This window comes from Streptomyces misionensis (assembly GCF_007896895.1).
Classification (GTDB): Bacteria; Actinomycetota; Actinomycetes; order Streptomycetales; family Streptomycetaceae; genus Streptomyces; species Streptomyces misionensis_A.
Genome location: NZ_VOGW01000148.1, coordinates 22,379 through 35,154 on the forward strand (window position 1 = coordinate 22,379; position 12,776 = coordinate 35,154).

13 protein-coding genes are annotated in these 12,776 nt (G+C 72.3%); 6 read left to right on the forward strand and 7 right to left on the reverse strand.

From position 1 onward, the window contains the following. Positions 1-112: 112 nt before the first annotated feature. The 5 genes from FRZ03_RS25040 to FRZ03_RS25060 all read left to right on the forward strand — a co-directional run bounded on the left by FRZ03_RS25040 (position 113) and on the right by FRZ03_RS25060 (position 5,067). Positions 113-706: a TetR/AcrR family transcriptional regulator gene (locus FRZ03_RS25040; RefSeq protein WP_146467396.1), complete on the forward strand. Its 594-nt coding sequence runs from the start codon at positions 113-115 to the stop codon at positions 704-706. 113 nt (positions 707-819) lie between these two features. Further along, the gene (locus FRZ03_RS25045; RefSeq protein ID WP_146467397.1) at positions 820-3,033 is read left to right on the forward strand and encodes an MMPL family transporter; all 2,214 of its coding nucleotides are present in this window, start codon (positions 820-822) and stop codon (positions 3,031-3,033) included. 122 nt (positions 3,034-3,155) lie between these two features. Continuing rightward, positions 3,156-3,668 carry a YbaK/EbsC family protein gene (locus FRZ03_RS25050; RefSeq protein WP_146467398.1) on the forward strand — a complete coding sequence of 171 codons (513 nt, stop codon included), beginning with the start codon at positions 3,156-3,158 and terminating at the stop codon, positions 3,666-3,668. A gap of 126 nt (positions 3,669-3,794) precedes the next feature. Beyond that, the gene (locus FRZ03_RS25055) at positions 3,795-4,679 is read left to right on the forward strand and encodes an NAD(P)-dependent oxidoreductase (protein WP_146467399.1); all 885 of its coding nucleotides are present in this window, start codon (positions 3,795-3,797) and stop codon (positions 4,677-4,679) included. 112 nt (positions 4,680-4,791) lie between these two features. Next, entirely contained in the window at positions 4,792-5,067 is a 276-nt protein-coding gene (locus tag FRZ03_RS25060; RefSeq protein WP_146467432.1) for a DUF1876 domain-containing protein, read from the forward strand. 6 nt (positions 5,068-5,073) lie between these two features. Here the strand turns inward: FRZ03_RS25060 and FRZ03_RS25065 are convergent, their stop codons facing one another. From FRZ03_RS25065 to FRZ03_RS25080, 4 genes are all read right to left on the reverse strand, one after another. Further along, complete coding sequence (locus FRZ03_RS25065) at positions 5,074-6,243, reverse strand: serine hydrolase domain-containing protein (RefSeq protein ID WP_146467433.1); 1,170 nt, start codon at positions 6,241-6,243, stop codon at positions 5,074-5,076. 132 nt (positions 6,244-6,375) lie between these two features. Continuing rightward, positions 6,376-7,149 (reverse strand): energy-coupling factor ABC transporter ATP-binding protein, encoded by a 774-nt coding sequence (locus tag FRZ03_RS25070; RefSeq protein ID WP_146467400.1) that lies wholly within the window; start codon positions 7,147-7,149, stop codon positions 6,376-6,378. Further along, the gene (gene cbiQ, locus FRZ03_RS25075; protein WP_146467401.1) at positions 7,137-7,898 is read right to left on the reverse strand and encodes a cobalt ECF transporter T component CbiQ; all 762 of its coding nucleotides are present in this window, start codon (positions 7,896-7,898) and stop codon (positions 7,137-7,139) included. The genes FRZ03_RS25070 and cbiQ overlap by 13 nt, the downstream gene beginning before the upstream one ends. A gap of 1 nt (position 7,899) precedes the next feature. Continuing rightward, positions 7,900-8,949: an energy-coupling factor ABC transporter permease gene (locus FRZ03_RS25080; RefSeq protein WP_146467402.1), complete on the reverse strand. Its 1,050-nt coding sequence runs from the start codon at positions 8,947-8,949 to the stop codon at positions 7,900-7,902. A 171-nt stretch (positions 8,950-9,120) separates the two neighbouring features. On the opposite strand from FRZ03_RS25080, the gene FRZ03_RS25085 reads away from it, so the two are divergent. Continuing rightward, complete coding sequence (locus FRZ03_RS25085; RefSeq protein WP_146467403.1) at positions 9,121-9,459, forward strand: SsgA family sporulation/cell division regulator; 339 nt, start codon at positions 9,121-9,123, stop codon at positions 9,457-9,459. A 9-nt stretch (positions 9,460-9,468) separates the two neighbouring features. Here the strand turns inward: FRZ03_RS25085 and FRZ03_RS25090 are convergent, their stop codons facing one another. The 3 genes from FRZ03_RS25090 to FRZ03_RS25100 all read right to left on the reverse strand — a co-directional run bounded on the left by FRZ03_RS25090 (position 9,469) and on the right by FRZ03_RS25100 (position 12,759). Beyond that, a complete protein-coding gene (locus tag FRZ03_RS25090; RefSeq protein ID WP_146467404.1) occupies positions 9,469-11,133 on the reverse strand; it encodes a penicillin-binding transpeptidase domain-containing protein in 1,665 nt (554 codons plus the stop codon). Between the two features lie 138 nt (positions 11,134-11,271). After that, a complete protein-coding gene (locus tag FRZ03_RS25095) occupies positions 11,272-11,700 on the reverse strand; it encodes a hypothetical protein (RefSeq protein ID WP_146467405.1) in 429 nt (142 codons plus the stop codon). 48 nt (positions 11,701-11,748) lie between these two features. Then, positions 11,749-12,759 carry an aldo/keto reductase gene (locus FRZ03_RS25100; protein WP_146467406.1) on the reverse strand — a complete coding sequence of 337 codons (1,011 nt, stop codon included), beginning with the start codon at positions 12,757-12,759 and terminating at the stop codon, positions 11,749-11,751. Positions 12,760-12,776 lie beyond the last annotated feature (17 nt).

Consider the following 12,776-nt stretch of genomic DNA (forward strand, 5'->3'; position numbering starts at 1 on the left):
TTTCGCTTAGCGGGAGGGGTATCTTCATCACGTACGAAGAATGCGTGTACGAGGTCGTGCGTACGAAGAAGTGCGGACGACGAGGAAGTCCCGGAGCGGAAGGGTGAGCGGCATGACCGAGACCGTCGCGGCGGCACGGCGCAGCCGGATCACCCCCGAGCGCGAGGCCGAGCTGTACGAGGCCGTGCTCGACCTGCTCCGGGAGGTCGGCTACGACGCCCTCACCATGGACGCCGTCGCCGCCCGCACCCGGTCCAGCAAGGCCACGCTCTACCGCCAGTGGGGCGGCAAGGCCCAGCTGGTGGTCAAGGCGCTGCGGCACTCCAAGCGCGGCCACCTGGAGGACATCGACACCGGCTCGCTCCGCGGTGACCTGCACGCCCTCGTGGCGTTGGAGGACGACTGCACCATGGCGCAGAACTCCGCCCTGATGCGAGGCATCGCCATGGCGATCCACCACAACGAGGATCTGCGCGAGGCCTTCAAGGAGCAGATCGTCGACGTCGAGATCGTCAGCGGCCGGCAGATGCTCCAGCGGGCCATCGACCGGGGCGAGGTCCGTCCGGACTGCCCGGCGATCGACTTCATGGTGCACATGATGGTCGGAGGCTTCGCCACCCGGACCCTGCTGGAGGACCAGCCGCCCACCCGGGCCTTCCTCACCTCGTACATCGACGCCGTGGTCCTCCCCGCCCTCGGCGCCTGACCCTCTCCGACGCCCCTCCCCGGCAAGCCCACCACCTGACGTCACCGCTCACGTCGTCGGGCTGATCGCCCCTGCCCTGATGAACCCCACGACCTGACCGGGAGTACGCCCCCGTGGCCACATTCCTGTACCGACTCGGCCGACTCGCCTTCAGGCGACGGCACTTCGTCGTCCTGATATGGGTGGCGCTGCTCACCCTCGCCGGGGTGGGCGCCGCCTCCGCGCCGGCCGCCGGCAACAGTTCCTTCTCCATCCCCGGCACCGAGGCCCAGAAGGCCTTCGACCTGCTGGAGCAGCGTTTCCCCGGGATGAGCGCCGACGGCGCCACCGCGCGGGTCGTCTTCAAGGCGCCGGCCGGCGAGAAGATGACCGACAAGCCCAACAAGGCCGCCGTCGAGAAGACGGTGCGCGAGCTGGGGCACGGCTCGGAGGTCGCCTCCGTCGCCGACCCGTACGCCGGGCACACCATCAGCCGGGACGGCTCCGTCGCCTACACCTCGGTGAAGTACAAGGTCTCCGGCATGGAGCTGGAGGACTCCTCCCGGGACGCCCTGAAGAAGGCCGCGCAGGACGCGCGGGACGCCGGGCTGACCGTCGAGATCGGCGGTGACGCGCTCAACGCCATGCCCGAGACCGGCTCCGGCGAGGTGATCGGCATCGCCATCGCCGCCGTCGTCCTCGTCATCACCTTCGGCTCCCTGCTCGCGGCCGGGCTGCCGCTGCTGACCGCGATCATCGGCGTCGGCATCGGCGTCTCCGCGATCACCGCGCTCGCCTCCGCCCTCGACCTGGGCAGCACCACCTCCACCCTGGCGACGATGATCGGCCTCGCCGTCGGCATCGACTACGCCCTGTTCATCGTCTCCCGCTACCGCGCGGAACTCGCCGAGGGCCGCGAGCGCGAGGAGGCGGCGGGCCGCGCCGTCGGCACGGCCGGCTCCGCGGTGGTCTTCGCGGGTCTGACCGTCGTCATCGCCCTGGTCGGACTGTCCGTCGTCAACATCCCGATGCTGACGAAGATGGGCGTCGCGGCGGCGGGCACGGTCGCCATCGCCGTCCTGATCGCCCTCACCATGATCCCGGCGCTGCTCGGCTACGCGGGCCGCAGGGTCAAGCCGGCCGGCGAGAAGAGCAGGCTGCTCGGCGGCGGCCGGACGCCGAAGAACCCCGGCCGCCCCAACATGGGCACCCGCTGGGCGAGCTTCGTGGTCCGCCGCCCCGTCGCGGTCCTCCTGCTCGGCGTGATCGGGCTCGGCGCGGCGGCGGTCCCGGCCGCCTCCCTGCAACTGGGCCTGCCCGACGACGGCTCCCAGCCCACCTCCACCACCCAGCGCCGCGCCTACGACCTCCTCTCCGAGGGCTTCGGACCCGGCTTCAACGGGCCCCTGATGGTCGTGGTCGACGCCAAGGACAGCGGGCACCCGCAGACCGCCTTCACCGCGGTCGGCAAGGAGATCAAGGGCCTCAAGGACGTCGTCGCGGTCACCCCCGCCACGCCCAACAAGGCCGGCGACACCGCGATCATCACCGTGGTGCCCAAGTCCAAGCCGTCCTCGAAGTCCACCGAGGACCTGGTGCACGCGATCCGCGACAAGGGCGCGGCCGCGGGGGCGAAGGCGGACGCCGAGGTGCTGGTCACCGGCTCGACGGCGATGAACATCGACGTCTCCCAGCGTCTGAACGACGCGCTGCTGCCGTACCTCGCCCTGGTGGTCGGCCTGGCCTTCCTCCTGCTGATCGTGGTCTTCCGCTCGGTCCTCGTCCCGCTGAAGGCGGCCCTCGGCTTCCTGCTCAGCGTGCTCGCGGCGCTCGGCGCGGTCGTCGCGGTCTTCCAGTGGGGCTGGCTGTCCGGCCTGCTGAACGTGCAGCAGACCGGCCCGGTCATGTCGATGATGCCGATCTTCATGGTGGGCGTGGTCTTCGGCCTCGCGATGGACTACGAGGTCTTCCTCGTCACGCGGATGCGGGAGGCGTACGTCCACGGCGAGACGCCCGGCCAGGCGGTGGTGACCGGCTTCCGGCACGGCGCCCGCGTGGTCACGGCCGCGGCCGTCATCATGATCGCCGTCTTCTCCGGCTTCATCGGCTCCAGCGAGTCCATGATCAAGATGATCGGCTTCGGCCTCGCCATCGCCGTCTTCTTCGACGCCTTCGTCGTCCGCATGGCGATCGTCCCGGCGGTGCTCGCCCTGCTCGGCAGGCGCGCCTGGTGGCTGCCGAAGTGGCTCGACCGGATGCTGCCCAACGTGGACGTCGAGGGCGAGGGCCTGCGCACGCAGCCCTCGGCGGACGGCACGGAGGACGAGCGGGAACTGGTACGCGCCTGACGTACCGCCTCCGCGCGAAGCGGCCGGTGAGGGTGCCCGTGGGGACGGGGCTTGCACCCTCACCGGCTTTTCGCCATCCGGACGTCCTCGCACCCGCCGGCCGTCCTCGCTACCGTTCCCCCATGACGACAGCCGCCACTGACGCCGACGGATCGGGAGCGCACCCGCGTTTCGCGCAAGCGCTGAGGGAACTGGGCCTGGAGGAGGTGCTCGGGCGCGCCCGGAAGTTCCCGGAGAGCACCCGGACCGCCGTGGAGGCCGCCGCGGCCGTCGGCTGCGAGCTGAGCCAGATCTGCAAATCGCTGGTGTTCGCCGCCGACGGGGTGCCGGTCCTGGTCCTGATGGACGGGGCCTCCCGCGTCGACGTGGAGCGGGTGCGCGAGGAACTGGGCGTGCGAAAGGTCGGCCGGGCCGACGCCCAGGCGGTGCGCGAGGTCACCGGGTACGCCATCGGCGGTGTGCCGCCCTTCGGGCACCGTACCCGCACCCGGGTGCTGGCCGACTGCTCGCTGCTCGCCCACGACGTGGTGTGGGCCGCCGCCGGAACGCCGTACGCCGTCTTCCCCATCGAACCGAAGGAACTCGTCGCCCACGCCGGGGCGACGCTGGTGGACGTGCGCGAGCAGCGGGCGTGACGCCGCGGACGGCGGCGGCCGTCCCGCTCGCCGCCGTCGTACGCGCCGGGTGGCAGCCCGTCGCCGCACCGCCCGTCGCCGTACCGTGGACAGCCCGGAGACACACAGCGACTTCAGGGAGCGTCAATGAGTGACAAGCCGATCGTCGGCGTGCTGGGCACCGGCATCATGGGCGCGGCGATGGCCCGCAATCTGTGCCGCGCGGGGCTGGAGGTGCGGGTCTGGAACCGCACCCGGGAGAAGGCCGAACCGCTCGCCGCCGACGGGGCCCGGGTCGCGGACACCCCCGCCGGGGCCGTCGAGGGCGCCGATGTGGTCCTCACCATGCTCTACGACGGCAACACGGTGCTGGAGGTGATGCGCGAGGCCGCCCCGGCGCTGCGCGAGGGCACGGTGTGGGCACAGTCCACCACCGCCGGGACCGAGCTGATCACCGACCTGGCCGCCTTCGCCCGCGAGCACGGGCTGCTCTTCTACGACGCCCCCGTCCTCGGCACCAAACAGCCCGCCGAGGCCGGCCTGCTGACCGTGCTGGCCGCGGGGCCGAAGGAGGGCCGGCCGAGGCTCGCGCCGGTGTTCGACGCGGTGGGCGGCAAGACCCTGTGGACCGGCGAGGACGGCGGCGAGGGCAGCGCCAGCCGGCTGAAGCTGGTCGCCAACAGCTGGGTGCTCGCCGTCACCGCGGCCACCGGCGAGACGCTGGCCCTCGCCAAGGGCCTCGGCGTCGACCCCGCGCACTTCTTCGAGCTGATCGACGGCGGCCCGCTCGACATGGGATACCTGCGGGCCAAGTCCAAGGTGCTGCTCGACGGCGAGCTGACCCCGCCCTCGTTCGCGGTGACCACCGCCGAGAAGGACGCCCGGCTGATCGTGGCGGCGGGGCGGGGCAGCGGCGTGCGCCTGGACGTGGCCGAGGCCACCGCCGAACGGCTCGCCCGCGCGGCCGCCCAGGGGCACGCCGACGAGGACATGGCCGCCGCGTACTTCGCCAGCTTCGACGGCGAGGACTGAGCCGGCCGCCGAGATGACGTCACCCGCGGCCGGGAGGCACCCTGGAGACAGCCGGAACGAGTGCTTCCCGGAGGTGGCCGACATGACACAGACCATGCAGCAGAAGCAGACCATGAGCCACACCGCTGTCGGGTGGCATGTCGAGCTTGAGTTCGAGGAGGACGGTCAGCACACGCGTGCGGCGGCCCTGGTGCGGCTGCCCGACGGCTCCGAGATCCGGGGACACGGGCACGCCAGCCGCCACCACGTGGACAACGACCAGCCCCGGGTCGGCGAGGAGATCGCCGGGGCCCGCGCCCTCAACCAGATCGCCATGCAGCTGCTGGACAAGGCCCACGTCGAGATCGACGCGGACTCCGGGCGCACCTCGCACCCGATCCACGTGTGAGCCCGGTCAGCTCCCGAGCGCCGTGCGCAGCGCCCGCACCAGCGACTGCGCCCGCGGGTCCGCCGTCACGCTCGCGCGAAAGCCGCCCGTGACATAGCCGAAGGCGATGCCCGACTCCGGGTCGGCGAAGCCGAGGGAACCGCCGCGGCCCGGGTGCCCGAAGGAGCCCGGGGACAGCAGCGGCGAGGCGCTGCCGTGCAGCATGTAGCCGAGGCCGAACCGGGTGTTCACCACGAGCACCCGGTCCGGACCGGCGGACCGCTCGGCGCGGGCCAGCTCCGTCGTCGCGGGCGTGAACAGCCGGGTGCCGCCGTCCACCTCGCCGATGAGCGAGGCGTAGACGCGGGCCAGGCCGTCGGCGGTGGCGATGCCGTTGGAGGCGGGCAGCGCGGCGGCGCGGTAGGCGGGGTCGTTCTCGTCCGGCATCGGGGTGATCGCGGCGAAGGCGCGGCGGGTCAGCGAGTCCGGGTCGGCGTAGGCCGCGGTCACGGCCCGCTTGGGCCGCAGCTTCAGCGCGCCCGCCGCCTGCGGGGCCTCGATGTCCCCGACGCGGCCCGCCCGCCCCTGCTCCGCCCGGGGCAGCCCGAGCCAGACGTCCGCGCCGACGGGCCCGGCGATCTCGTCCGCGATCCAGTCGCCGACCGGGCGCCCGGTGACGCGCCGCACCAGTTCCCCGGTGAGCCAGCTGTAGGTCTGGGCGTGGTAGCCGTGGTCGGTGCCCGGCTCCCACACCGGCGCCTGCGCGGCGACGGCCGCCGCGCCGAGGTCCGGGTCGGCCGCCTCGGCCGGGGTCAGCGGGCGGTCCAGCACCGGCACGCCCGCGCGGTGCGCGAGCAGGTGCCGGACCAGAGTGTGCTCCTTGCCCGCCGCCTTGTACTCGGGCCAGTACGCGCCGACCGGTGCGTCCAGGTCCAGTTCACCGCGCTGGTGCAGCAGCAGGAGCGCGGCGGCGGCGACACCCTTGGTGGCCGAGCGCACGATCTGGGCGGTGCCGCGCCGCCAGGGCGCCGTGCCGTCGCCGTCGATGTCCTGGGTGCCCGCCCACAGGTCGACCACCTTGTGCCCGTCGCGGTACACGGCGACGGCCGCGCCGCGCTCCCCGAGCCGGGCGAAGTTCGCCGCGAACGCCTCCCCGACCGGCTCGAAGCCCTCGGCCACCGTGCCGTGCACGACCACGTCCGCCTCGTCCGCCTGCATGCTCCGGGTTCCCTTCCACACTCGCCTGCGACAGTGGGTGCAACAGCGGGCGTGGGCCTGCGATTCCTTGGCGGGAGCGAGTGTCGGTAATCGTGGGGAACGTCGGCTTTGTCACCCGTGGGTCGTCCGCGCCACCGCGCGCGGGTCGAAGCCGAACGGCAGCTCCAGCCGGTGCGCCCGCATCAGCTCCTCGTCGGACAGCAGGTCCCCGGTCGGTCCGTCGGCCGCGATCACCCCGTCGCTGAGGATCAGCGAGCGCGGGCACAGCTCCAGCGCGTACGGCAGATCGTGCGTGACCATGAGGACCGTCACGTCCAGCGAGCGCAGGATGTCGGCCAGCTCGCGGCGGGAGGCGGGGTCGAGGTTGGAGGACGGCTCGTCCAGGACCAGGATCTCCGGCTCCATGGCGAGCACGGTGGCCACGGCGACGCGCCGCCGCTGCCCGAAGGAGAGATGGTGCGGCGGCCGGTCGGCGAACTCCGCCATGCCGACCCGCTCCAGGGCGTGCCGTACGCGCTCCTCCAGCGCGGCGCCCTTGATCCCGGCGGCGGCCGGTCCGAACGCCACGTCCTCGCGCACCGTCGGCATGAACAGCTGGTCGTCCGGGTCCTGGAAGACGATGCCGACCTTCTGCCGGACGGTGGCCATGTGCTGTTTGCCGACGGGCAGTCCGGCCACGGTGACCGAGCCGGTGCCACCGCCGAGGATGCCGTTGAGGTGCAGCACCAGAGTGGTCTTGCCGGCGCCGTTGGGGCCGAGCAGCGCGGCCCGTTCGCCGCGCCGGAGGGTGAAGCCCACGCCGAACAGGGCCTGGTGGCCGTCGGGGTAGGCATACGCGAGGCCGGAGACCTCCAGCGAAGCGGTGGTCGTACTCACAGGATCCATCCCAACAGGCAGACGACGAGGGCCGAGCAGGGCAGCGCGAGGGCGAGGCGCCACTGCGCCGGGGACGCGACCGCCTCCGCGACGACCGGCATCGAGCCGGTGTATCCCCGGCTCACCATGGCCAGATGGACGCGCTCCCCGCGCTCGTAGGAGCGGATGAACAGCGCGCCGGCGGACTTGGCGAGCACGCCCCAGTGCCGGACGCCCCGCGCCTCGAAGCCGCGTGAGGCGCGGGCGATCCGCATCCGGCGCATCTCGTCGGTGATGACGTCGCCGTAGCGGATCATGAAGCCGGCGATCTGCACCAGCAGCGGCGGCAGCTTCAGCCGTTCGAGCCCCAGCAGGAGCTGGCGCAGTTCGGTGGTGGCCGCGAGGAGCACGGAGGCGGCGACGCCGAGGGCGCCCTTGGCGAGCACGTTCCACGCGCCCCACAGCCCGTTGACGCTCAGCGAGAGGCCGAGCACATGCACCCGCTCGCCCTGTGCGACGAACGGCATCAGCACCGCGAACGCCACGAAGGGCACCTCGATCAGCAGCCGCTTGAGCAGGAAGGCGGCGGGCACCCGGGCGAGCCGGGCCGCCGCCGCGAGCAGCACGGCGTACACCGCGAACGCCCACATCGCCTCGCGCGGGGTGGCGACCACGACCAGCACGAAGAGGAAGGCGGCGGCCAGCTTGGCGTGCGGCGGCAGGGCGTGCACGGGCGAGGTCCCGTGCCGGTAGAGCCGGTGCGCGTGTCCAGCGCCCATGTCACAGACCGGGGTTGGCGGGGGAGACGTCCGCGCCGCGGCGCCTGCGCACCGCCCAGAACACCGCGCTGCCCGCCACCACGGTGACCCCGACGCCGATCACGCCCGCCAGCCCGCCGGACAGGCGCGCGTCGGAGACGTCCTTGACGCCGTAGTCGGCCAGCGGGGAGTCGGCCGAGGCGTGCTCCTTCGCCTTGGTGTCGATGCCCTTGTCGTGCGCGACCTTCTCCAGGCCGTCGGGGTTCGCGGAGGCGTAGAAGCTGACGAAGCCGGCGAGCACCAGGGAGGCCACCAGGCCGGTCAGCCACACCGTGCGCCGCGAGGTGCGCGCCGCCGCGGGCACGGCGGCGGGCTCCGGCGCGTCCACCAGCTCGCCGTTCACCCGCAGCCGGAGCCGCTGCCGCAGCCCGCGCGCCCCGTGCACCAGGTCCGGGCGCACGGCGATCACGGCGCCGACGGTGAGCGCGGTGATGACCGCCTCGCCGATGCCGATGAGCACATGGACGCCGATCATCGCGGTGGCGACCTTGCCGATGGAGACGTCGGTGGTGCCACCGATCGCGTAGATCAGGGTGAAGGCGACGGCGGCGGCCGGCACCGACACCAGCGCGGCGACGAAGGAGGCGACGGTCACCGAGCGCCGCTTGCGGGGCAGCACGGCGAGCAGGCCGCGGAAGACGGCGTAGGACACCACGGTGGTGACCAGTGCCATGTCCGTGATGTTCACGCCCAGCGCGGTCAGCCCGCCGTCCGCGAACAGCACGCCCTGCATCAGCAGCACCACCGACACGCACAGCACGCCGGTGTACGGGCCGACCAGGATGGCGGCGAGCGCCCCGCCCAGCAGATGGCCGCTGGTGCCGGCCGCGACGGGGAAGTTGAGCATCTGCACGGCGAAGATGAACGCCGCCACCAGCCCGGCCAGCGGGGCCGTTCTCTCCTCCCCGAGTTCGCGGCGGGCGCCGCGCAGGCTCACCGCGAGGGCGCCGGCGGCGACCACCCCGGTGACGGCTGAGGTGGGGGCGTCGATGAATCCGTCAGGTACATGCACCGTTCGATTTTAGAGGCTTGTTGCGAACCTTTTGCAAGTACCAGGGCATCGCCTGTCCGTCCGGTGGGACGTCGACCGTCTGCGGGGGCGCCTCCGGGAAAATGTGGGACATTGGAGAACAAGCGGATGAACCGCTCGCACATAGGTCACTCAGTGTGAAAGGGCGTTCCGATGGCTGTGATCGAACAGTACGCCCGCGCCCATGTCGTCACCGACGACGAGGACCCGGGGGCCGTCCCGGTACTGCTGCGGTACGATCCCGACCGCGATCCGCGCTCCGTGCGGATCGGGCTTCCGGGCACCCACGAGTGGACCTTCTCCCGCGCCCTGCTGGAGCGCGGGCTGCGGGCGCCGGCCGAGAGCGGCGCCGTCCGGGTGTGGCCCTGCGGGCGGGTCCAGGCGGTCGTGGAGTTCCACTCCGACAGCGGTGTCGACGTGCTCCAGTTCGACGCGAAGGCATTGGTCAGATTTCTGCGCCGGACCTACACCGCGGAGCCCGTGCACAACTGAGCGGTCCGGTCAGCCGCCCATCCGCAGCAGGTCCGCCACGATCGGACCGGCCGTGTCGCCGCCGTGGCCGCCGGCCTGCACCACGCCCGCGGCCGCCAGGTCGCCCCGGTAGGCGGTGAACCAGCCGTTCGGCTTCTTCTGCCCGTCGACCTCGGCCGAGCCGGTCTTCGCGCCGTAGTCCGGGCCGAGGCCGGCCATCGCCTTGGCGGCCGTGCCGTAGTCCGCCGTGAACTTCATGACCTCCTCGAGCTGGGACCGGGTCTTGGCGGACATGGTGCGCGAGGCCGTCGCCAGGGTGCGGTGGTCGACGTCCGGGGAGACCAGGTACGGCTGGTGGAAGTGACCCGACCGCACGGTGGCCGCCACCGAGGCCATGTTCAGCGGGTTCATCCGCACCCCGCCCTGGCCGATCAGCGAGGCGCCCATCTGCGCGCCGCTCTGCACCGGGACCGAGCCGTCGAAGGTGGGCACCCCGATGGCCCAGTTGTCCATGCCGAGGCCGTAGACCTGCTGGGCCTCCTTGGTCAGGTCGCTGTCGGACAGCTTGGGCGCGAAGTCGATGAAGGCGTTGTTGCAGGAGGCCCCGAAGGAGTCCTTGAACGTGCCCTTCTTGATCTCGGAGTCCCCGTCGTTGTGGAACGTCCAGCCCGCGAGCTTGTAGGTCTTGGGGCAGGGGTGCGAGGCGTCCGCGGTGACGAGCTTCTTCTCGAACAGCATGGTCGAGGTCACGATCTTCATCGTGGAGCCGGGCGCGAGGGAGCCCTGGAAGCCGACGTTGAAGCCGTGCTCGCTGTTGGCGACCGCGAGGATCTCGCCGGTGGAGGGCCGCAGGACGACCACGGAGGCGCGGGCCCGCTTGCCGACCTGCCGCTCGGCCTCCGCCTGGAACGCCGGGCTCAGCGTGGTCTTCACGGTGCCCGGGGTGCCCTGGGTCAGCGTCACCAGCGTCTTGTCGGACAGCTTGGCCTTCAGCGACGCCTTGCCGCGCACCACGCGCAGCTCCACGCCCGCCGTGCCGCCCGCCGTCCTGCCGTACTTCTCCCGCAGTCCGTCCAGGACGGTTCCCAGCGACGGATACCTGGCGGCCGTCAGCTCGCCCCCGTTGCGGTCCAGGGCCTTGACGGGCGGGGTGCCCGCGTTCCCGGTGACGAGCGTGTCGCCGTCCTTCAGGTCCGGGTGGACGACGGAGGCGTGCCAGCCGACCAGCGGCTTGCCGTCGGCGGCGCGCCGCACGACGGTGAGCGAACTGTCGTACGCGAGCGGCTTGTCCACGCCCTTGTACGACACCGTCGCCTTGACGGAGAAGGGCACCTTGGCGCCCTTCGCCGGGCCCGGAGTGAGGGTGACGTCCTTGAGGTGGGCGTCCTTGGAGTAGCCGGTGAGCAGGGCGCCGGCCGCCGACGGGTCGTCGGTGGCGGCCGCCGCGTCGGCGACCTCGCCCCGCTGCCAGGAGCCCAGGAAACGGGTGGCGACGGTGTGCACCTCGGCGGCGCTCGGCGGACCGGTCTTGACGTGCCGCTCACTGGCCGTGGAGGTGGGCGCGCCGGCCGCGGAACCGCCGTCGTACACCGCGTAGACGGTCAGCGCGGCGCCGCAGACGGCCAGGGCGACCACTGCGCCGACCACACCGGGACCGGCAGTGCGCCGCTCGGCGACCCGTCTTCTCTTGCCCACAGCCTCTGTTCCTCCGCGCTTGCCCAGGGTCCCCCGCGGCCCCTCGACTCCCCAACGACGGCACTCACCCTAAAGTCCCGATCGCGGCGGGTGACACGTCCGGGAGATCCGTAGCACGGTTGCGACAATCGGACCGGCTCAGCCGAGGACGGAGCGGAACTCCTCGACGGTGCGACGGCGGAAGGTGAGGAACGCGAGCCAGGAACCGTCGGCGTAGTGCACCCGGAAGCGGGCCATCAGCTGGAGCCGGGGCCGGCGTTCGATCCGTGCCACCCAGGACCGCGGCACCTCCCACACCGGGGTGCCGTCCAGCGGCTCGACCAGCCCGACGCGCCGGTCGGTGACGCGCAGCAGCAGGGCGCCGGAGGTGCGCGGCATCTGCGACGCGACACTGCCCTGGCCCCCGCCGCTCGCCCCGACGCGGCCCATCACCTGGTTGGCGACGACCCCGCCGAGGTTCACGCCGAGCCCCTTGGCGCTCCTGGCCGGGACGACGGAGGCGTACCTCAGCACCTGCTCACCGGGCGCGAGCCCACTGCGTGCGGCACGCTCACGGAGTTCGGACATGCCCATGATCATAGGTGCGCATGTCCGAAGGCCCGGCGGGGGCCCGGACTACCGGGATTCCGCCGCGGGCCGCTGCTTGTGGAAGGACTCCGCCAGGTAGGCGGCCTCGTGCGGCTGGTAGGGCTCCTCCAGGTAGGCGGTCTCGTCCTCGTCGAGTTCGACGTCCACCGCGGCGACCGCGTCGGCCAGCTGGGCCGGCTTGGTGACCCCGACGATGGGCGAGGTCACCGCCGGGTTGCGCATGACCCAGGCCAGGGCGACCTGGGCCGGGGACAGACCCCGCTTGCCCGCGATCTCGTGGACGCGCTCGGCCACTGCCTGGTCCTCGTCGCGGTAGAGGATCTTGCCGCCGGGGTCGGTCGCGGCACGCGCCGTGGCGGTGTCCCGGACCCGCGTCAGCCTGCCCCGCGCCAGCGGGCTCCACGGGATCACGCCGATGCCCTGGTCGGCGCAGAGCGGGAGCATCTCCCGCTCCGCCTCCCGGTGGATGAGGTTGTAGTGGTCCTGCATCGACACGAACCGGGTCCAGCCGTTCAGGTCGGCCAGGAACAGGGCCTTGGCGAACTGCCAGGCGTGCATGGAGGAGGCTCCGATGTAGCGGACCTTCCCGGACTTGACCGCGTCGTGCAGCGCCTCGAGGGTCTCCTCGATCGGGGTGTCGTAGTCCCAGCGGTGGATCTGGTACAGGTCGATGTAGTCGGTCCCCAGCCGCTTCAGGGAGGCGTCGAGCTCGGCGAAGATCGCCTTGCGGGACAGTCCGGCGCCGTTCGGGCCGGGGCGCATCCGCATCCAGACCTTGGTGGAGAGGACGACCTCCTCGCGCCGGGTGAAGTCCTTGACCGCCCGGCCGACGATCTCCTCGCTGCTTCCGGCGCTGTACCCATTGGCTGTGTCGAGGAAGTTGACGCCGCTCTCAAGGGCCTGCTTGATGATGTCCCGGCTGGCGTCCGCGCCCAGCGACCAGGGCTCGCCGCCCCGGTCCGGCTCGCCGAAGCTCATGCAGCCGAGGGCGATGGCGGAGACGTCCAGTCCGGTCTTTCCGAGTTTGAGGTAGCGCATGCCTCGGAACCTAGGAC